The sequence below is a fragment of the Enterococcus sp. FZMF genome (assembly GCF_030263915.1).
GTDB classification, from domain to species: domain Bacteria; phylum Bacillota; class Bacilli; order Lactobacillales; family Enterococcaceae; genus Enterococcus_D; species Enterococcus_D casseliflavus.
The window spans coordinates 2,881,049-2,900,915 of the sequence record NZ_CP127160.1 but is presented as its reverse complement, the minus strand read 5'-3'; the positions used below and the strand labels follow the sequence as shown (position 1 = coordinate 2,900,915).

Below are 19,867 nucleotides of genomic sequence, written 5' to 3'. Positions count from 1 at the left end.
GATTCATTTTTCCATTAGTGATTCTTTAAAGGTACCTGTGTGTTGAAATGGAGCCCTTCAGAAGACACCTCTATTTGTTGGTTCTGTTTTAGAAGAAAATCGACTGTTGGTAAGCATATCTCCCCATAAAAACGTCTGCTTTGTGCTATACTGAGGCTTTGTAAAAATAAGTTTGTACAAGCAAGCAGCAACGGTTTTTTCATTGATTGCTTGCAAGAAGGAGCGAATACGCAGTGAAAAAACTAAAGGTTCAAGATTTAATTGCAGTGGGGATCTATACAGCGATCTATTTTCTTTTAATGAGCGTCTGTCTATTGATTTTGCGTTTTGTGATCCCAGGTTTTCATAATTTATTTATTCCAGCAGTCACCGCTTTGTTTTCTGGCATTATCTATCTGATTTTATTGAATAAAGTACCGAAATTTGGCGCAATCACCATTATGGGTACCGTGGTAGGGCTCTTTTTTTTGATTTCAGGACATTTTCCATTGGCCTTTTTGCCCAATATGATTTGTGCCTTAGCAGCTGATTTGATCCAATACAAAACAAAGCTCAAAGGAAACGTTCGCGTACTGGCGAGTTATATCGTCTTTAGTTTTGGCTTGATGGGTCCAATCTTGCCCCTGTGGTTTATGAAAAATGCCTACATCGATTCATTAGTGGCTCGCGGAAAAGATGAAACCTACATTGCCGGCGTGTTTGCTCATACCTCCAATTTGATGTTAGGGCTTTGTGCATTGGCGGTTTTGATTGGTGCGGTGGCTGGTTTAGGTATCGGCAGTCGCTTGATGGAAAAACATTTTCAACCAACGATCCAATCGCATAAAGGGTGAGGAATGTGTCGAAAACAAGGTTTGATCCCCGCAGCAAATTGGCGGTGATTCTCTTTGCTAGTTTTACTATGATGGTGACCATCAGCTGGATCGATGAGTTTGCCTTTGTCACTTTCTTGCTGCTGCTATTTATAGTCAGCGGCTTTTGGAAAAAAGGCTTGCTGCTCTATGGCGTGTTTGTCTTGCTGACAATGGCAGATAGTTTTTTGTTTCGCCAAGGCAACCACGTACTAATCGTGTTGCTGGATTTCTTTTCCGTCGGTTATCGCCGCTTATTGCCAACGATCATGGCGGCGGCTTTTGCCATTAGCGGGACGAAAAACAGTGAGTGGATGGCTGCGCTGCAAAAAATGCACGTGCCCAACGTATTATTAGTCCCGCTGGCAGTCTTATTTCGTTTTTTTCCCACATTGGTACAAGATTTCAAAAGTATTCGCCAAGCGATGCGCTTTCGCGGCATCTCGCTGTCGGCAGGATCGATCTTGCTTCATCCACTGCAAAGTGCGGAGTATTTTTTGATCCCATTACTGATGTCGGCTGAAAAGACCGCAACCGAACTGTCGGCTACGGTGCTGGTTCGCGGGTTAGCATCAGAAACTCCCCATACCACCGTCCACGAACTGAAGCTGCGCTGGTGGGATGGCTTGGTCTTTTTAGCATTATGCGGCTTTATCGTGAAAAGGATGTGGCTTGGATGATCACATTAGAACAAGTGTCAGTGAAACGAGAAAATCGGACCGTATTATCTGAGCTCTCTTTGACGGTCGCAGCTGGGGAAGTCATCGTTTTGTGCGGCGCTAGCGGCAGCGGAAAATCGACCTTGCTCAATGTTTTGAATGGCTTGATCCCTGAGCTGTATCCCGCCGAAGTGCAAGGAAAGATCCGTGTCGGAGAAACAGACTTGCCAGTTGCCGATTTCTCCCATTATGCCCAGACGATTGGCGTCGTCTTTCAAAACCCCAAGACGCAATTTTTCACCACGGATGTCTATTCGGAGTTGGCTTTTTCGATGGAAAATGCGGGCGTCGCACCAGAAAACATTCGGCAGCGAATCACCGAAGTAGCACAGCAGTTTTCCCTGACCCCGTTGCTTGATGCTAGTGTCTTTGACCTATCTGGTGGGGAGAAGCAGCTGATTGCTCTCGCTGCAGCCACGATGTTGCCCCATGATGTGTTCTTATTGGATGAGCCTTCCAGTAATTTGGATCAAGAAGCGATCCAAAAGTTGACTCAAGGATTGGCTTCTTTAAAACAACAAGGGAAAACCATTGTGATCGCCGAACACCGCTTGGCGTATTTGGCGCCAATGGCAGATCGCTTCTGTCTATTAGAAGCAGGACGATTGCGGGCGTCTTATCCAGCAGCTCAGCTTTTGTCACTGCCCGAGGAGGCAATTCACGAGTTGGGATTGCGAAAAGTAGGCGAGGCGGCATTGGAAACTCAGCACTGCCGAGAATCTTTGCCAGAAAAGTCTGGATTAAGGGCAACGCATCTGCAGATCAAGCAATCGAAACGCTCAGCAAACAGCAGAAATTGGGCGCTTAACTTGCCTGAACTACAATTGCCGACGAAGCAAGCTGTGGGGATCGTTGGACCAAATGGTGCTGGCAAAAGTACGTTGGTGCAAGTCCTGTCAGGATTGAAAAAATGCCCAGAAGCAGTATTTGCCATCAATGGACAAAAGCGGACCCAAAAGCAGCTGCTGCAGGAAAGCTTTCTTGTGATGCAGGATGTCAACTTGCAGCTGTTTTTTGAAACGGTGGAAAAAGAGCTGCTGATCAAAGCCCAAAACCCAGCTCGTTTTGAAGAAATTGTCTCATTGTTGCACTTAACACCACTCCTTGCCCGACATCCGCAAAGCTTGTCGGGTGGGGAAAAACAACGAGTTGCCATCGGCAGTGCCCTGCTTTCTGGTAAACGCTTGTTGTTTTTCGATGAACCAACGAGTGGGTTAGATTTGCAGCAAATGGAAGAAGTCGCAAAACTGTTGCGAACAGTCGCTAAGGAAGTTGATCTGTTAGCGGTGATCAGTCATGATCGTGAGTTTTTAGCTGAAACATGTCCTTACGTGCTTCAACTCCAACAAGGGGAACTCGTTGGCACGTATCAGCTAGCAAAAAATATGGAATAAATGAAAGACGGAGTGGACCTTGGTTCATGCCGTCTTTTTTTGTTGAACATGAAAAAATCTTCATGATTTTTTTCTTTCAATCAGTTAGGAAGTTTCGAAAAAATCCGTTATGATAGAAGCAAAACAGGAGGAGGAGTGCATATGGCCTTGAAGATCTTGCTAGTAGAAGACGAAGAAAGTTTAGCCAGTTTTATTCAGACCGAATTGACTTTTGAGGGATATGACACGGTCTGGGCCAAAGATGGGCAAGAGGCATTGACCTTGTTCAATCAGCAAGCAAATGCCTTTGATCTGATTTTATTGGATTGGATGCTGCCAATCTATGACGGCATCACAGTGGCGCGGCGGATACGCAAAGAAAGCGACATCCCGATTTTGATGATGACCGCCAGAAATCAAACCGCCGATGTGGTGACGGGGCTTGATGTCGGATTAGATGATTATTTAACGAAACCTTTTGAAATCGAAGAACTGTTTGCCAGAATTCGGGTGATCGAGCGACGGTTGCAACGAGAAGCCAAACAACAAAAGAACCAGCAAAACCAATTAGTGGCGGGGGAGCTGATGATGGACATCGCCAAGCACTTGGTTCAGGTTGCCGGTGAAACCATTGAGTTGACGCCCAAAGAGTTTGGGATTTTATATGAATTGATGAAAGAACCCGAGGTCGTCAAAACGAGAGATGACCTGTTGAATGAGATTTGGGGCTATGAATACGACGGCCAAACAAATGTTGTAGATGTCTATATCCGCACACTGAGGAACAAGCTGGATGTTTGCGGCAAAGGCAAAATGATTGCAACCGTTCGTGGATTAGGCTATGTCTTGAGGACCGATCATGAAGAATAAATCAGCCAACCAACGTAGAAAAACAGCCCAATTTCAATTGACGAGCCGCTTTTCCTTGATTCTCTTTGGTCTGCTGATTCTCTTCAATCTGCTGTTTATTTTATTATCCGTAGGTTATTTGTTTGAACATATCGAAAATCGTGCCAGCAACATCCTTGAAGCCATCGAAAAAGGTGAGGCATCAGGGGATGCCTGGGACTTTCTCGTCAATGCCTATGTCTCGGCAGATGAAGAAGACGCCCTGCAAGTGATCTTAGCCGATGGCAGTGTCGTTTCATCAGAAGATGCGGAAGAGATTTTTGCCGATATCAATCAAGGGCGAGTGATTCCTTTTCTCGAAGACATCGTTTTTACAGAGGAGGGCATCTATTACACGAAAACCCAAGAAGTCGATGGGGATCAGGTGACGATCGCTATCAATGGGGAGGATAGTGTGGAATTAGCCTATGGCCTCTTTATGATCAGCAGTTTCTTGAATCTGATCGCTGTTGTGGTGGGCAGTCTGCTGATTTATTGGAGTGTCGGGAAATGGAGCCAGAAGCTTACTGGCATGGCGCAAGAAATTGCTGCCATTGAACAAAGCCGAACAGGAGAACTGACGGTTTCTGAAGAGCCCATCGAGATTCGTTCGGTGGCATTGGCCTTTAATAAATTATTGAAAGAACAGCGAGAGACGATTGAGCGGGAAAAACGGTTCGTTGCCGATGCTTCCCATGAGCTGCGAACACCTTTAGCTGCGATTCGCGGACATGTCCAATTGATCCAGCGGCGTGGAACCAAACATCCCGAAGTCATTCCTTCCTCAATGGCGTTTATCGACAAAGAGTCGAAGCGTTTGGAAACATTGAGCAATCAATTGCTGGACCTAGAAAAAAATCAATCCCAAGATGAAATGACCCTCGTTGATGTTTCTCAGATCGTCCGAGAAGAGTGTGAAAAACAAGCGACGATCGTTCCGCAATCGATTGAATATTTTGTGGAGAACCAATGTATGAAACGTGGGCATAAACGTGACTTCCAGCAAATCATCCAAAACCTGTTAGAAAATGCCGCGAAGTATTCACCTGCCGATCAGCCGATTCATGTGACCTTGACGCAAGAGCAGACACAGATGTCTTTGACCGTCGTCGATTTTGGCATTGGGATTCCCGATGATAAGAAAGCCTTGATTTTTGAACGGTTCTATCGAGTAGAAGATTCTCGTTCCAGCCAGATTGCTGGTTCAGGCATCGGGCTTTCACTGGTAAAACAGCTGGCAGACAAGTATCATGCCAAAATTACCGTGACAGACAATCAACCGCAAGGCAGTATCTTTAAACTTGCCTTTCCAAATGAAAGAGAAAGATGAAGATTTTTTTAGATTTTCTTCAAGCATTTTTGATTCTTTTTCATGAGGAACTTGTTATTCTAAATATATAGAAAAAAGGAATACACAAACAATTGGAGGAATGAAACATGAAAAAAACAACTATTTTATTCGGAATTGCCGCATTAGGATTATTGGCAGGATGTACACAAAACAACACTGGAAATTCAGAACCTGCGCAAAACAGCAGCTCAAGCACAGCAGTTGCCTCATCAAGTGAAACAACGTCGTCACAAGCAACAGACAGCTCTTCAAGCAGTGCAGCGATCGCCAATGGCGGCTTACCTACGGTGACCGTAGAAGAAGCGATCCAAATATTCCAAGACAAATACCCAGATGCAGCGATCACTTCGATTGATTTGGATACTTCTTTTGGCAATTACTTCTACCAAGTAGAAGGCGTGGATGACACGAATGAGTTTGAATTAAAGATCGATGCAGAAACCAAAGAAACTTCTGAAGAAAGAACGGAAAAATTGGATGCCGATGAACAAAACGGTGTCAAAAAAGATGCCGATCAATTGGACCTAACCAACTTGCTTTCATTGGAAGAAATTTCTGATATCGCCGTGAAAGAAGCTGGCGGTGGTCAAGCAACAGATTGGTCATTAGACAAAGAAATGAATGTAACCTATTGGGAAGTCAAAGTAGAAGATGGCAACAAACAAACAGATGTGAAAATCAATGCCCAAACAGGTGAAGTACTAGAAACCGAATTGGATGACTAATCCTGTTTCGCAGTAAAAAAAATAAGCCGCTATCGTCTATGCGCAAAAGACGATAACGGCTTATTTTTTTACGTATGCTGTTTGACTTCAGTTAACGGTTTGACGCGACCACCAATTTTATCTGCAAATGCTTCGGACTGCTTCCGATCTTCAAAGACCCATAACTTGTCTGGAATTTTTTCACGAGTGCGACGACCATCTTTGCCAATGTAACCATGCAAAACTTTAATCACGTACATCGCCATCATCCTTCCCTGAAATTACTATTGATTATACGAAAGCCGTTTCAAAAAGCAAGGATTTTGACTTAAATGAGTGATCAGAATTGATTATTCCCCTGACAGGGCAGCATAATCAGCAAATCGTTGATGGATTTCAGGAAAACTACGCTTCAGCTGCACGATGCGATTGGTCTCTTTTGCTAAAAAACAATGCTTTGAAGTCCCCGTCGTTGCCAACTGACCATCACTAGTTTTGTAGATCTCATAGCGAAAATCTAAACGCGTGCCAGTATATTTGTCGACCAAAACATCGATTCGCACCTCATCTTCGTAACGAATCATCGTTTTGTATTGCGCACTGACTTCCAGCACGGGAACGATCAAGCCCGCTTCTTCGATGGTATGATACGGTAAATCCAAGAACGCGAGTAACTCCACGCGGGCCTCTTCAAACCAGCGGATATAATTGGCATGATGGATGATCGCCATTTGATCGGTCTCATAGTAGTGTGGTTGACGGATATAGCCTGAATATAAAGACATAAAAACAGCTCCTTTCATAGAAACAAAACCTTCGTTATTCAGCATAACGCAAAAAGGAAGAAAAGCAAACAGAAGGAGAGCTTCTTTGTGTTGACCACTAGAGAAAATGCTACTAGAGAGCAGCGGAATGAAAAAGACAGTGAAACACCTTGACTTTTTCATAGCTTTCTTGTAGTTTATAGATAATATCAAAAATCAGTGAAGGATCGAGTACTTTATTCTACTCCTTAAAAGAGAAAACTGCCCCGGCTGAAAGCAGTTTAGGACGTGTAAAGGAAAGACAATCTGGAGATGAACAGAAGAAAAGCTGTTCCGTGACCGAGCGTTAATCGAGCGAAGGAGAAGAACATTTCTCGAATTTAGGTGGTACCGCGTGTAATCAAAACTCGCCCTTGTATAAAAAAACAAGGGCGAGTTTTTTGCTGTGAATCACTATGATTGGCTTGCGGAGCAAGGCAGAATAGATGATGAACAGTACTAGGCGACCACAGGGAGCGTAGTAACCGAACTAGGAATCACTATGATTGGCTTGCGGAGCAAGACAGAATAGATGATGAAGAGTACTAGGCGAGTGTAGGGAGCGTAGTAACCAAACTAGGAATCACAATGATTGGCTTGCGGAGCAAGACAGAGCAGATGATGAACAGTACTAGGCGACGTAGGGAGCGTAGTAACCAAACTAGGAATCACTATGACTGGCGTAAGAAGTGAGACATGAAAGCTGTACTTGGCATTTTTTGCTTTGTTCAATTGCAGTCGAAGCCAACGAAACCATGACCAGCAACCAACGGCAAAGAGCGCAATAACCCAAAAGTCAAACACGAGAACAACCCACCCACATCAATGAGCAACAAGCAATAGGTGAATAAGCAAACAAGCAATGAAAGCAAAGAACATGGGCAACCATGAAACAAATAGGAGGATGCATACGATGAGTTACCAACGTCCAAAAGGAACCAACGATATTTTGCCAGGAGAATCCGAAAAATGGCAATTTGTGGAAGAAACAGCACGCTTAGTGTTTCGCGATTATCAATTCAACGAAATTCGGACACCGATTTTTGAGCACTTTGAAGTGATCGCCCGCAGTGTCGGGGACACAACGGATATCGTTTCAAAAGAAATGTATGATTTCTACGATAAAGGAGAGCGTCATGTGACGTTGCGTCCAGAAGGCACCGCACCGATCGCTCGTTCTTATGTCGAAAACAAACTATTCGGACCAGAACATACGAAGCCTTATAAAGTGTTTTACATGGGACCAATGTTCCGTTATGAACGTCCGCAAAAAGGCCGTTTGCGTCAATTCCACCAAATCGGTGTCGAAGTTTTCGGTTCAGCAAATCCAGCGACCGATGTTGAGACAATGGCGATGGCAATGGATTTTTATCGTCAATTAGGACTGAGTCAATTGCGCTTGGTCATCAATTCATTAGGCGATAAAGAAACACGCCAAAACTATCGGCAAGCGTTGATCGACTATCTAGCGCCCCATGAAGCGGAGCTTAGTGAGGATTCAAAACGCCGCTTGCATGAAAATCCTTTGCGGGTCCTTGACAGCAAAGACAAGCGTGACCAAAAATTCGTGGCGGATGCACCATCGATCCTAGACTACTTAACACCAGATGCCAAGGCACATTTTGAAACTGTAACGAATATGCTGGATGCGTTGGAGATCCCTTATGAGATTGATTCAAATATGGTGCGCGGTTTGGATTATTATACCCACACGATTTTTGAGATCATGAGTGAGTCACCAAAAATGGGGGCGCAAGCCACCATCTGTGCCGGCGGTCGTTACAATCATTTAGTGGAAGAGCTAGGCGGACCAGAAACACCTGGTTTTGGTTTTGCTTTAGGGATCGAACGTTTATTGATCACTATGGAAGCCGAAGAAGTTGTGATTCCTGCTTTGAATGAGTTAGATGCGTATGTGGTTGGTTTGGGACAAGAAACCAATTTAGAGGCGTTGAAAGTCGTGCAAGCGATTCGTAATTTCGGCTTTTCTGCCGATCGTGATTTCATGGATCGTAAAGCCAAAGCCCAGTTTAAATCTGCTGATAAACAAGGGGCACGGTTGGTTCTGACTCTAGGCGAAACAGAATTAGCAGAACAAGTGATCAATATCAAATCCATGGCAAGCCGTGAAGAAAAACAATTTCCGTTAGCGGATCTTTATGCCCGCTTCGATGAGATCTACGATGAAATGACAACCAAAATGTTTGAGTGAGGAGAAAAAGAATGACAAAACGTACAGTATATTGCGGGTTAGTAAATGAGACCCATTTAAACCAGACAGTGACTCTAAAAGGCTGGGTGCAAAAGCGCCGTGACTTAGGGGGCGTGATCTTTATTGACTTGCGCGACCGAGAAGGGATCGTGCAAATCGTCTTCAATCCTGAGGTTTCGAAAGAAGCCTGGGAAATCGCGGACAAATGCCGCAGCGAATATGTATTAGAAGTAACGGGTCAAGTCATCAATCGTGCACCAGAAGCCATCAATCCGAAAATGGTGACAGGTGCCTATGAAGTGATGATCAGCGAAATCACGATTTTAAACACTGCAAAAACACCAGCCTTTTTGATTGAAGATGATCAAACCGTTGGCGACGAGATTCGCATGAAATACCGTTATTTAGACTTGCGTCGTCCAAAAATGACGAACAACATCGTGATGCGGGCGAAAACGACGCAAGCGATCCGCAATTTCTTAGACACGAACGACTTCTTGGATATCGAAACACCTTATCTAGGAAAATCAACACCAGAGGGTGCGCGGGATTATTTGGTTCCTTCACGGATCTATCCAGGTCATTTCTATGCGTTGCCGCAATCACCACAAATTTTTAAACAGTTATTGATGGGTGCTGGCTTCGATCGCTACTATCAAATCGTACGTTGCTTCCGTGACGAAGATTTGCGGGGCGACCGTCAACCAGAATTTACCCAAGTCGATATCGAAACCTCTTTCTTGACGGCAGAAGAAATCCAAACCTATACGGAAGAGCTGTTGGCAAAAGTGATGCGAGAAGTCAAAGGCATCGAAGTTACCTTGCCATTCCCACGGATGACCTATGATGAGGCAATGGGACGCTACGGCAGTGACAAACCAGATACACGGTTTGACATGGAGCTTATCGACTTATCAGAAGTTGTGAAAGACGTTGATTTTAAAGTTTTCCAAATGGCTCTTGAAAAAGGCGGCGTTGTGAAAGTCTTGAACGCCAAAGGGGCTGCAGACAAATACTCCAGAAAAGACATGGACAATCTAGGCCATTACGCTGGCCAATTTGGTGCCAAAGGATTGGCATGGGTCAAAGTTGAAGAAGATGGATTGAAAGGACCGATCGCTAAATTCTTGACAGAAGCGACCGACGCGATCATTGCAGCAGCCAATGCGGAAGTTGGCGATATTCTGATGTTTGGTGCCGATTCCTTTGCGATCGTTTCAGCAACATTGGGGGCGATCCGTAATAAATTAGGAAAAGAATTAGGCTTGATCGACGAGAGCAAATTCAACTTCCTATGGGTCACTGACTGGCCGCAATTTGAATACGATGAAGAAGCAGGCCGCTATGTTTCTGCTCACCATCCATTCACATTGCCAAAAGAAAGCGATCTGCCATTGTTAACGACAGACCCTTCAAAAGTCTATGCGCAAGCCTACGATATCGTGCTAAACGGTTACGAGCTAGGTGGCGGATCATTGCGTATCCATACACGAGAAGTGCAAGAGCAAATGTTTGAAGCGCTAGGTTTCTCACGTCGCGAGATGCAAAATCAATTTGGCTTCTTATTGGATGCTTTGGATTATGGATTCCCACCACATGGCGGCATCGCCCTTGGGTTAGACCGATTAGTGATGCTCTTGGCTGGCGAAGAAAACATTCGCGAAGTCATTGCTTTCCCTAAAAATGGGAAAGCAGCTGATCCAATGTCACAAGCGCCAAGTACCGTTTCGCCAATGCAGTTGTTTGACTTGAACATCGATGTAACAACGGTTGAAGAAAACGAATAAGCGTTAAATCATGATGAAATGAGTGATGAAATAGAAATTGGTGAATGAATGAAAAAAGTTCATGAGAATTCACCCATTTCTTTCATTGCTCGTTTCTTTTTTTATGAGCTGAAGTATAATAAAGGCAAATCAAAAAAGTGAGGCTATGAAATGCAATGACTCCTCTGTTTAAATGGCTCCCTCATCCAGAATACGCCAACAAACTTTCGTTTTCGATCGTCTATGCGCTGCTGGCATCGATTGCGGTCAATTTCTTCTATCAACCAGGTAATATTTATTCCAGCGGCATTACGGGTGTCGCTCAGATCATCACCACGATCTCAAGAGAAGGGCTCGGGTTTTATATCCCCTTATCCCTTGCGCTATTATTGTTGAATGTGCCATTATTTTTTCTAGGTTGGTTTAAGATCGGCCACAAGTTTACGATTTTTACTGGAATTACTGTTTTACTCACCTCCTTATTCGTGCAAATTTTGCCCGAAGAAACCGTCACGACGGACCCGATGATCTGTGCGATTTTCGGTGGTGCCATCAATGGAGTGGGGATCGGCTATGCCTTGAAGAATGGTCTTTCTTCTGGAGGGCTGGATTTTGTCAGCATTGCCATCCGCAAAAGGACAGGGAAAACGATCGGCTCGATATCGATTTTCTTTAACATTGTTATTTTGTTCGCCGCAGGGATCTTGTTTGGCTGGCAATATGCGTTGTATAGTGCGATCGCGATTTTTGTCAGTGGAAAAGTGACGGACGCGGTTTTTACGAAGCAAAAGAAAATGCAGGTGACGATCATCACCCGCAACCCAGAAGAAGTCATTCAAACGATCCAAAAACATATGCGGCGAGGGATTACCATCATCAACGAAGCCGAAGGGGCGTACAAGCATGACAAACAAACGGTTTTGCTGACGGTAGTGACACGCTTTGAACTGCCGATGCTGCGCAGTGCCATGAAAGAAGCCGATCCAAAAGCCTTTGTCAGTATTGCAGAAAATGTCCAGATTTTGGGTCGCTTTTATGAAGAAGAACTGTGAAAAAGGAGTTGAAAAAAGTATTTCTTTATAGAAGTACTTTTTTTTCGCCAAAAATTAATTTTTTTGAAATATAGCAGATGTTGCTAGCTTTATATGGGGGATTTCTGGTAAATTATGAGAGTATGGAATCAATAGCGTTCATGCTGAAATTGTTTTTTTATGAAACAATTGGATCAATTAGAGAAAAGTGGTTGAAAAATGAATAAACGTTTAAGCACAAGCCGCTATATTACCGGGTTTGACGGCATTCGAACCTTGGCAGTCATCGGCGTTATTTTATATCATTTACTACCTACTCATATGCGAGGCGGTTATTTAGGAGTTCCAGTATTCTTTGTCGTATCAGGTTATTTAATCACTGACTTGCTGAGGCAAGAGTGGGATCAAAACGGCAAAATCAAAGTCAAAGATTTTTATGTTCGGCGAATGAAACGGCTCTATCCAGGAATGGTGGTGATGCTGCTTATCTCAGCAGCGTATATCACGTTGTTCCAGCGAAATCTGCTGAATAATTTGCGCGGGGTTTTTGTTAGCTCGTTACTGTATTACAACAACTGGTGGCAGATCAATCATGGGTTATCCTATTTTGATCGGTTCGGTAATGAATCCCCCTTTACCCATCTGTGGTCGCTGGCTGTGGAGGGACAGAACTATCTGATTTGGCCTTTAGTATTTATCTTGTTGATGAAAATCGGCAAGCAGAGGCATCGTGCCTTTAAATTTACTGCCGCAGTCACGATTTTGTCGGCAATTCTGTTAGCAGTCCTTTACACACCAGGCGCTGATCCAACACGGGTTTATTATGGAACGGATACGCGGCTCTTTTCGATCTGGATGGGGAGTGCCTTAGCATTCATTTGGCCAAGTACCCATTTGAAGAAAGAGATCCCGCAAAAAGCCAAACGGGTCTTGAATATCTCTGGTTTTGCTTCCTTGGCTGGTCTGATCGCAGCGTTCTTTTTCTTAGATGATCATTTGACCTTTGTCTATTATGGCGGCATGTTCTTGATCAGTATCCTATGTACGATTCTTGTGGCAGTCACCGCTCATCCCGGAGCCAGCTTGAACCGGGTATTGAGTAATCCGATTTTCAGTTATATCGGCAAGCGCAGTTATGGGATCTATTTGTATCAATTTCCAGTGATGATATTTTACGAAGCAAAAGTGGGAAATATCGGTGAGAACGTGCTGATGCACACGTTAGTGGAACTATTCTTGATCTTGTTTATCAGTGAATTGTCCTATCGGTTTATCGAAAACCCAATGCGTAAATTCCAGTACAAAGATACATTCAGAACGGTCCGCGGTTGGTTCAGTAAACCAATTTTTAGTTGGAAAAAACCGTGGTTAGTGCCCAGCTTACTGATTACCCTCGTTGCTTTGTTTGGCGTCGTGACCGCACCGACGAATTATGTCGATGCCCAGCAGCAGCAGTTGAAAGACAACATTGCGGCCAATAAAAAAGCGGCAGAGCAATCGCAAAAGAATGCGAACGCTGAGGGCAATGAAGCGGACGATGAAGCGAACACGAGTGAAGATGAAAAAAATATCATGGAAAAATATGATCTAACAGCAGCCCAAGTGAAAAAAGCAGAATCTCTTGAAATCACGGCTTTTGGTGATTCTGTGATGCTGGATGCAACGGCTGACTTGAAAGAAGTCTTTACCCAAGCGGTAGTTGATGGGGATGTTGGGCGCCAGCTGTATGCGAGCCCTGAATTGATCAAAGACTTGAAAGAAAAAAATCTTTTGCGGGATACCGTCCTTGTGGGGCTAGGGACGAATGGTTCCTTTACAGAAGCCCAATTTGATAGCTTTATGAATGAGATCGGTGATCGCAAAGTCTACTGGATCAATGTGCGGGTACCGACACAGCGTTGGCAAAATGAAGTCAATCGGATGTTGGAGCGCATGGAGGAAAAATACGACAATATGACCTTGATCGATTGGTATGATTTGAGTAATGACCAAGAGTCATGGTTCTATGAAGATCGGGTCCATCCAAATCCAGATGGCATGGATCAATACGTGAAGCTAGTTGCCCAAACGATTTTACAAGAGGAATAAACAAGAAAAAGACAAACCTTACGCAATCATAAGGTTTGTCTTTTGTCTTAAACGGTGCTTTGTAAGAGCATCGTTTTTTAATTCTTTTCTATCACCGTTAACAGTGAGTCAAACAAAATCGCACTAGAAGCCGATCCGGGATCGATATGACCGATGGCACGTTCACCAACATAAGAGGCGCGGCCTTTTTTAGCAACGAGTTCTTTGGTATGTTCTTTCGCTGCTTCGATCGTGTCTTTGGTCAATTCACCTTTTTTCAAGGCTTCTGCGACAGGTTGCCAGACATCGATCATCGTTTTGTCTTCAAACTCAGCTTTTCCTCGCATTTTGATGCCCGCCAAGCCTTCTTCAACGATCGTACCTAATTGTTCAAAGGAGTCGATCGTTTCTAGTTCCTTCGTTGCTTTGGTCATATTCATAAACGCCGAACCATAAAGGGGACCCGAAGCGCCGCCGACTTTTGAGATCATTGCCATCGAGAAGACTTTAAAGGTATCACTGATCGTCGTTGGCTGTTGTTTGGCATAAGCTTCTTGATAAGCAGCTACGCCGCGTGCCATATTGTTGCCATGGTCCCCGTCGCCGATCGGTGTATCTAAATCGCTCAAATAGGCTTTGTTTGCTTCGATTTCTTTCGTGAAGGTGTCTAACCATGCTTGCACCGTTTCTGTTGTCAATTGCATCTCTATTCGCTCCTTTACCAGGCTATTGTTGTGACGGCTTCATTTAACGCATCGGTGTGATCCGTTTCGCTGAAGTCGATCAAGGTCAGTGAAAGTCCCTGCATATCGATGGAAGTCATGAAATTGCCGACTTTATGGAAGGAGACAGGGATGTCTTTTTCTGCGAGTAATTTCGCGACATCATTGGCAAAAACGAACAGCTCCATTTGCGGCGTACCACCCATACCGTTGATCAAGACACCGACTTTTTCTGGGGTCTTTTCATAATCCGCCAAGATTTTTTCCACCAACTCTTGTGCTAGTTCACGTGAGGGTTTCAGTTTTTCACGACGGTAACCAGGTTCGCCGTGGATGCCCACGCCATACTCGATCTCATCATCGGCTAAGTCAAAACCTGGTTTCCCAACTTCAGGAACTGTTGCCGCTTTTAATGCGACCCCAATGGTTTTGATCGATGCAACCAAGGCATCGCCCAGTGTTTTTAATTCGCTTAAGCTGGCACCATTACGAGCAGCTGCGCCTAAAATCTTGTGGACTAAGACCGTACCGGCAACTCCTCGTTTGCCAGCAGTATAGGTGCTATTTTCAACAGCGATATCATCATCCACGACCACGATCTCCGTCGTGATCTCTTCCATTTCTGCCATATCTTTGGCCATCTCAAAGTTCAAGATATCGCCAGTATAGTTTTTGACGATCAGCAAGACGCCTTGTCCTTGATCAGAATCTTGGATAGCCGTCAAAATCTGATCGGGGGTAGGGGAGGTGAAGACATCGCCTAAAACGGCGGCGCTAAGCATCCCATCACCGACAAAGCCAGCATGGGCCGGCTCATGTCCGCTCCCACCGCCAGAAACAAGACCGACTTGTTCTTTTTGATTATTCTTAGCGATCACCCGAGAGTCGGCGACTTGATGGACCAGTTCAGGATAACTGCCTACGATACCAGCCAACATTTCTTCTACGATCATTGAGGGATCATTAATGATTTTTTTCATGCTTCATGCCATCCTTTCTCGGCTGCTTTTTTTGCTTCTGCAACGATTTGCGCCAAATCATCACTGAAACCAGCGGTGATCGCTGCAGCAAAGGCACCTTCCACTAGCGGCGCGTCGATCAGGTGATAGCGTTCTTGTTGCTGAAGTTCCAGCATGTCGTATGCAAGTTCGGCATTCAAAACGGCACTGCCTAGATCGGCAAAGACTAAGATCAGTTCAGCGTCTGCGGATTCGTTGACGGCATCCACGATTTTCGTGGCGTCAGAACCCAGCTCTCCTTCTGCTGTCCCGCCTAAAGAATAGATCGTGACTGACTCGCCGTCAGCCATTTCTTCGATCATCTGTTTTAATCCTTCGGTGAGTTGCTGACTGTGAGAAACGAGTAAAATACTTTTTTTCATCCAATTTCACCAACACTTTCTGATTAAATTTGGCTGTTTGACAAGGGGGGTGCCTTTTCCAAAGAAACACTGTCCTTGTTGAAACCGCCTACAGGTTCAGTATACCAAATTTCTTTCTTCTTGTATGGTTGCACCTATGGAGAGGACAAAAAAACAGCATCGTCTTTCTGGACAAAGCAAGAAAGAGCGATGCTGCAAAATCAATTAGGATTGTTTAACGAGCACTTTGGCTGAAAAGCACTTCGTTAGGAAAGAAAGCCCCACGTACAGACAGATGTTCAATGCCATCATGCCAAGGAAGTAAGGCAAGGTTACGGCGGTCAAGAAACCAACTTCCAGCAATCCGTGGAAAAGCATTGCTGCGACATAGATCCCCACGGTAGTGGTAATCGCTAAAAACAATCGCAATGGATTTAATGGCAAGCAAGCGCGAATCACAGCGATACAGCTGATCCCGATCAACAAATAGTACAACAAGGTCGTCGTATCAAATTGCGACCAACCGTAGTCGGTTTGTAAAAAGCGGATCGCAAAGTAATTGACTAACACCAACAAGGCATTTGGTAATGCATTGAGTAAGACCGTCGGCAAGTAGCGCCCCTTGATCGGTGCTTTGTTTTCTTCAAAGGAAAGGAAGAAAGAAGGATAGCCTTCAATTGCTAAGTCGATCAATGTGATTTGGATCGGCAAGAACGGAAAGGCGCTGGATGTCAGGATACAAACCAAAGAGAGCAAGAAGCTGTAAATCGTCTTGATAAAGAAGATTCCCGACGCTTTGGTGACGTTATTGACGACGCGGCGTCCTTCAAATAAAACATCTGGCAACGTAGTAAAGTCAGAATCCAATAAGACAAAGTTAGCGATTTGACGGGCTGCACTGTCGCCAGCAGCCATCGCAATACTAACGTCGGCTTCCCGCAGCGCCAACACGTCATTGACGCCATCGCCCGTCATAGCAACGGTCCGTTGATTGGCTTTTAATTCTTGGACAAGCAGTTTCTTTTGTTCAGGGGTCACACGACCAAAGACCGTATAGCGTGTCGCAGCTTCTCGGACTTCTGCTTCGGTCGTTAAGGTAGAAAGATCGATGGCTTGATCGGCATTCGCAAGACCTGCACGATGGGCGATCGCTGCGACAGCTATTGGATTATCGCCAGAGATCACCTTTAGATCGATGCCTTGATCGGCTAAGTAAGCCAAGGTTTCTTCAGCGTTTTGGCGGATGATATCAGATAAAATCAAGACTGCCACCGCTTGTGCATTGCTTGGGTCAAAGGATGCTGGCGCTTTTGGATCGGTCTCTACAGCTAAAATCAACACCCGCAGACCTGCTTCTTGCGCTTCTTTGACTTGCGGCAAGGCAGCAGAGCCAGCGACTTTTTCAGGTGCGCCAAGATAGACATTTCCTAGATGTTCAAAAGCTACAGCACCCCATTTGCGCTGTGAAGAAAAGGCAGCGACTTCGATCGGCTGATGATCCGTTAGCTCAGGGCAGCCTTGACGCAATGCTTGCATCGTCAAATTGTTATCTGTGCTGGCTGCCAAATAATTCCCTAAGAGCATGTTAGGGTCGCTGTCGACTTGGAGAGGAACGATCGATTCGAGAACCATATGGCCTTCCGTCAACGTCCCCGTCTTATCCAGACAAAGGGTATCAACATGCGCTAAGGTTTCAACGGCATACATGTCTTGGACCAAAATCCGTTTTTTGGCCAATTTAATGACACCTGTCGTCAAGGCGATACTGATCAGCAGGACAAGTCCTTTTGGTAACATTCCTAATAAGGCAGCGGCAGAAACGACGACGGATTCCTTGATCCCAGCATCTCGCATCATAAAGGCTTGGAAGAACAAAATCACCCCTAAAGGAACGATCACATAGCTGGTGAATTTGGATACACTACGGATCGAAGCAAGCAGCTCAGAGCGGATCGGTTTGTGGACCTTCGCCTCATTGCTTAGTTTCGCTGCGTAGTTTTCTGCACCGACATGAATGACTTTTCCTGTCACTTCACCGCTGACGATGAAACTTCCTGAGAGTAAGGAAGCACCTGCTTCTTTGACAACCAGATCGGCTTCACCAGTCAGCATCGCTTCATTGACTTCGACTAGTCCAGAAAGCACCGTCATATCAGCGGGGATTTGGTCCCCAGCACCAAGAATGACTGAGTCTTCTAAGACCAATTCTTTGGCTGAAATCTCATGGATTTGACCATCTCGAATCACTCGTACCGTTTGCGGTGAAACAAGTGAGAGTTTTTTTACTAAATTACGTGCGTGCAATTCTTGGCTGATCCCAATGGTGATATTCACAAAAATAATCGCTAAGTAGAACATGTTGGAATAGGCGCCTACGGCAAATAAAAAAACGCCAATCAATAGGTTGAGAAAATTGAATAACGTCAGTAAATTGTCCTTGATGATCGCAGCAGTTGATTTACTGGTTTTGGTTTCATAATCATTGTGCAGCCCCTCTTGGGTTTTCTTGGCGACTTCTGCTGCAGTCAAGCCGGTGGGTAATTGAGTCATAAGCATCTCCATTTCATTTGTTCATTTCTTTCTGATTCCTTTATCTAGTCTAGCATTCGAAAAAGGCAATGCAATCGTTGCGAGGAAAATAATGATAAAATTAATTAAAATCTTAAACAATCAACACGTGTTCTTTTAAAGAAAGAAAAAAACTAGGGGAACAAACCGCACCATCGACTTTTTTCTGGTGCTTACGTATAATAGGGGAAGAGAAAAAGCCGAGAAGCAGATGCTTAGCGGACAAAAGAGGGTAGCGAGCATGTCTTTAAAAGAAAAAATTATTGCAGAAAGCAAGCGGCTTGGCATCGACAAGATCGGGTTTGCTTCAGCGGAGCCGTTTTTGGCATTGGAGCCTTCCTTGCGGGAACAAAAAGCCAAAGGCCATACCTCTGGTTTTGAGCATCCCGTGATCGAAGAGCGTATCTATCCTGAACGGACATTTGAAAATCCGCAAACGATCATTGCGATCGCTTTAGCTTATCCGACAAAAATCAAAGAGAAAGTCCCGCGGGATGAAAAACGTGGCATGTTTGCCCGTGCCTCGTGGGGCATCGATTACCATGATATATTGCGAGAACGGTTGGATCGCTTGATCGCCTTTATCAAAGAACAAGCGCAAACGATGGAAGAACAAGTCGAATGGCGTTTTGCACCGCAAGTCGATACAGGGGAATTGGTGGATGTGGCGGCAGCGCAGCGGGCGGGTCTTGGCTTTATCGGTCGTAATGGCTTGCTGATCACAGAAGAATTTGGTTCGTTTGTTTATCTCGGGGAGATCGTCACTAATATCTCTCTTGAACCAGATGAAGAAGTCCCGTTTGGTTGTGGGGATTGCATGCGTTGTGTGACGGCTTGCCCCACTAAAGCGTTATTGGGCGATGGTCGGATGAATGCCCAGCGTTGTTTGTCCTATCAAACCCAGACGAAGGGCATGATGCCAGAAGAGTACCGCAAAAAGATGCATAACGTGATTTACGGTTGCGATATTTGTCAGCTGGTCTGCCCCTATAATCGGGGGAAGGACTTCCATTTTCATCAAGAGATGGAGCCTGAAGTCGATACCGTTTATCCAAAACTGCAACCGATGCTGTCTTTATCAAACAAAGCCTTCAAAGAACAATTTGGCCATCTATCTGGCTCTTGGCGGGGGAAAAAACCGCTGCAGCGAAATGCCATCATCGCCTTAGCCAATGTGGGAGACCGCAGTGCCTTGCCAGCGATTTGGCGCTGTGCGACAGAAGACGTGCGCCCAGTGATTCGAGGAACGGCTTATTGGGCCATTGGCCAGTTGGGCGTCAAAGAACCAGAGATGTGGTTAGAGCGACTGCAACGGTGCGCAGAGTTAGAACCCGAAGAAGAAGCACAGCAAGAATTGCAGCCTGCTATCGAACGATTGCAAGCAGTCATTACCAAAAAGCAGGAAAAAGAGATATAAAAAAAGCAAAACGTGCCCGTGGCCGTTTTGCTTTT

At 44.9% G+C, this 19,867-nt stretch carries 18 protein-coding genes and 1 other annotated feature; of the genes, 11 read left to right on the top strand and 7 right to left on the bottom strand.

What is annotated here, in order from left to right; translation table 11 throughout:
• The first annotated feature begins 233 nt into the window (after positions 1-233).
• The 6 genes from QN079_RS14095 to QN079_RS14070 all read left to right on the top strand — a co-directional run bounded on the left by QN079_RS14095 (position 234) and on the right by QN079_RS14070 (position 5,907).
• Positions 234-833, top strand: a complete 600-nt coding sequence (locus tag QN079_RS14095) for an MptD family putative ECF transporter S component (RefSeq protein WP_010750012.1) — start codon at positions 234-236, stop codon at positions 831-833.
• Positions 830-1,531, top strand: coding sequence for an energy-coupling factor transporter transmembrane component T (locus tag QN079_RS14090; RefSeq protein ID WP_289229986.1), 702 nt, complete (start codon positions 830-832; stop codon positions 1,529-1,531). Before QN079_RS14095 ends, QN079_RS14090 begins: the two co-directional genes overlap by 4 nt.
• Entirely contained in the window at positions 1,528-2,964 is a 1,437-nt protein-coding gene (locus tag QN079_RS14085; RefSeq protein WP_289229985.1) for an ABC transporter ATP-binding protein, read from the top strand. The genes QN079_RS14090 and QN079_RS14085 overlap by 4 nt, the downstream gene beginning before the upstream one ends.
• 141 nt (positions 2,965-3,105) lie before the next feature.
• Entirely contained in the window at positions 3,106-3,813 is a 708-nt protein-coding gene (locus QN079_RS14080; protein WP_008379528.1) for a response regulator transcription factor, read from the top strand.
• A complete protein-coding gene (locus tag QN079_RS14075) occupies positions 3,803-5,161 on the top strand; it encodes a sensor histidine kinase (protein ID WP_005228139.1) in 1,359 nt (452 codons plus the stop codon). Before QN079_RS14080 ends, QN079_RS14075 begins: the two co-directional genes overlap by 11 nt.
• Before the next feature lie 107 nt (positions 5,162-5,268).
• Positions 5,269-5,907: a PepSY domain-containing protein gene (locus QN079_RS14070; protein ID WP_010750007.1), complete on the top strand. Its 639-nt coding sequence runs from the start codon at positions 5,269-5,271 to the stop codon at positions 5,905-5,907.
• A 68-nt stretch (positions 5,908-5,975) separates the two neighbouring features.
• Here the strand turns inward: QN079_RS14070 and QN079_RS14065 are convergent, their stop codons facing one another.
• From QN079_RS14065 to QN079_RS14055, 3 genes are all read right to left on the bottom strand, one after another.
• Positions 5,976-6,146: a hypothetical protein gene (locus QN079_RS14065; protein WP_008379536.1), complete on the bottom strand. Its 171-nt coding sequence runs from the start codon at positions 6,144-6,146 to the stop codon at positions 5,976-5,978.
• A 90-nt stretch (positions 6,147-6,236) separates the two neighbouring features.
• Positions 6,237-6,671 carry an acyl-CoA thioesterase gene (locus QN079_RS14060; RefSeq protein WP_008379539.1) on the bottom strand — a complete coding sequence of 145 codons (435 nt, stop codon included), beginning with the start codon at positions 6,669-6,671 and terminating at the stop codon, positions 6,237-6,239.
• Positions 6,672-6,860: 189 nt separating this feature from the next.
• Positions 6,861-7,068: a binding site (T-box leader), on the top strand.
• Positions 7,069-7,265: 197 nt separating this feature from the next.
• On the bottom strand, positions 7,266-7,493 hold the full coding sequence (locus tag QN079_RS14055) for a hypothetical protein (protein ID WP_289229984.1): 228 nt from the start codon (positions 7,491-7,493) through the stop codon (positions 7,266-7,268).
• A 109-nt stretch (positions 7,494-7,602) separates the two neighbouring features.
• Here QN079_RS14055 and hisS point away from each other — a divergent pair, with 109 nt between their 5' ends.
• The 4 genes from hisS (at position 7,603) to QN079_RS14035 (ending at position 13,786) form a co-directional block, all read left to right on the top strand.
• On the top strand, positions 7,603-8,901 hold the full coding sequence (hisS, locus tag QN079_RS14050) for a histidine--tRNA ligase (RefSeq protein WP_144771084.1): 1,299 nt from the start codon (positions 7,603-7,605) through the stop codon (positions 8,899-8,901).
• An 11-nt stretch (positions 8,902-8,912) separates the two neighbouring features.
• Positions 8,913-10,688, top strand: a complete 1,776-nt coding sequence (gene aspS / locus QN079_RS14045; RefSeq protein WP_015510364.1) for an aspartate--tRNA ligase — start codon at positions 8,913-8,915, stop codon at positions 10,686-10,688.
• 155 nt (positions 10,689-10,843) lie between these two features.
• Positions 10,844-11,719 (top strand): YitT family protein, encoded by an 876-nt coding sequence (locus QN079_RS14040; RefSeq protein ID WP_010750004.1) that lies wholly within the window; start codon positions 10,844-10,846, stop codon positions 11,717-11,719.
• Positions 11,720-11,917: 198 nt separating this feature from the next.
• Positions 11,918-13,786 carry an acyltransferase family protein gene (locus QN079_RS14035; RefSeq protein ID WP_289229983.1) on the top strand — a complete coding sequence of 623 codons (1,869 nt, stop codon included), beginning with the start codon at positions 11,918-11,920 and terminating at the stop codon, positions 13,784-13,786.
• Positions 13,787-13,863: 77 nt separating this feature from the next.
• Here the strand turns inward: QN079_RS14035 and dhaL are convergent, their stop codons facing one another.
• The 4 genes from dhaL to QN079_RS14015 form a co-directional block, all read right to left on the bottom strand.
• Positions 13,864-14,469, bottom strand: a complete 606-nt coding sequence (gene dhaL, locus QN079_RS14030; RefSeq protein ID WP_289229982.1) for a dihydroxyacetone kinase subunit DhaL — start codon at positions 14,467-14,469, stop codon at positions 13,864-13,866.
• A gap of 14 nt (positions 14,470-14,483) precedes the next feature.
• The gene (gene dhaK, locus QN079_RS14025) at positions 14,484-15,467 is read right to left on the bottom strand and encodes a dihydroxyacetone kinase subunit DhaK (RefSeq protein ID WP_010750002.1); all 984 of its coding nucleotides are present in this window, start codon (positions 15,465-15,467) and stop codon (positions 14,484-14,486) included.
• On the bottom strand, positions 15,464-15,868 hold the full coding sequence (gene dhaM / locus QN079_RS14020; protein WP_289229981.1) for a dihydroxyacetone kinase phosphoryl donor subunit DhaM: 405 nt from the start codon (positions 15,866-15,868) through the stop codon (positions 15,464-15,466). The genes dhaK and dhaM overlap by 4 nt, the downstream gene beginning before the upstream one ends.
• Positions 15,869-16,072: 204 nt before the next feature.
• Positions 16,073-18,397, bottom strand: a complete 2,325-nt coding sequence (locus QN079_RS14015; protein ID WP_289229980.1) for an HAD-IC family P-type ATPase — start codon at positions 18,395-18,397, stop codon at positions 16,073-16,075.
• Positions 18,398-18,656: 259 nt separating this feature from the next.
• Here QN079_RS14015 and queG point away from each other — a divergent pair, with 259 nt between their 5' ends.
• Entirely contained in the window at positions 18,657-19,832 is a 1,176-nt protein-coding gene (gene queG, locus QN079_RS14010; protein WP_289229979.1) for a tRNA epoxyqueuosine(34) reductase QueG, read from the top strand.
• Positions 19,833-19,867 lie beyond the last annotated feature (35 nt).

Excerpts from the sequence above, each read along its gene's own strand:
- QN079_RS14060 (WP_008379539.1), bottom strand. The coding sequence starts at position 6,671 with ATGTCTTTATATTCAGGCTATATCCGTCAACCACACTACTATGAGACC.
- QN079_RS14085 (WP_289229985.1), top strand. The coding sequence starts at position 1,528 with ATGATCACATTAGAACAAGTGTCAGTGAAACGAGAAAATCGGACCGTA.
- QN079_RS14015 (WP_289229980.1), bottom strand. The coding sequence starts at position 18,397 with ATGACTCAATTACCCACCGGCTTGACTGCAGCAGAAGTCGCCAAGAAA.
- dhaK (WP_010750002.1), bottom strand. The coding sequence starts at position 15,467 with ATGAAAAAAATCATTAATGATCCCTCAATGATCGTAGAAGAAATGTTG.
- hisS (WP_144771084.1), top strand. The coding sequence starts at position 7,603 with ATGAGTTACCAACGTCCAAAAGGAACCAACGATATTTTGCCAGGAGAA.
- dhaL (WP_289229982.1), bottom strand. The coding sequence starts at position 14,469 with ATGCAATTGACAACAGAAACGGTGCAAGCATGGTTAGACACCTTCACG.
- QN079_RS14070 (WP_010750007.1), top strand. The coding sequence starts at position 5,269 with ATGAAAAAAACAACTATTTTATTCGGAATTGCCGCATTAGGATTATTG.
- QN079_RS14065 (WP_008379536.1), bottom strand. The coding sequence starts at position 6,146 with ATGTACGTGATTAAAGTTTTGCATGGTTACATTGGCAAAGATGGTCGT.
- QN079_RS14080 (WP_008379528.1), top strand. The coding sequence starts at position 3,106 with ATGGCCTTGAAGATCTTGCTAGTAGAAGACGAAGAAAGTTTAGCCAGT.
- aspS (WP_015510364.1), top strand. The coding sequence starts at position 8,913 with ATGACAAAACGTACAGTATATTGCGGGTTAGTAAATGAGACCCATTTA.
- QN079_RS14035 (WP_289229983.1), top strand. The coding sequence starts at position 11,918 with ATGAATAAACGTTTAAGCACAAGCCGCTATATTACCGGGTTTGACGGC.
- dhaM (WP_289229981.1), bottom strand. The coding sequence starts at position 15,868 with ATGAAAAAAAGTATTTTACTCGTTTCTCACAGTCAGCAACTCACCGAA.
- QN079_RS14040 (WP_010750004.1), top strand. The coding sequence starts at position 10,844 with ATGACTCCTCTGTTTAAATGGCTCCCTCATCCAGAATACGCCAACAAA.
- QN079_RS14075 (WP_005228139.1), top strand. The coding sequence starts at position 3,803 with ATGAAGAATAAATCAGCCAACCAACGTAGAAAAACAGCCCAATTTCAA.
- queG (WP_289229979.1), top strand. The coding sequence starts at position 18,657 with ATGTCTTTAAAAGAAAAAATTATTGCAGAAAGCAAGCGGCTTGGCATC.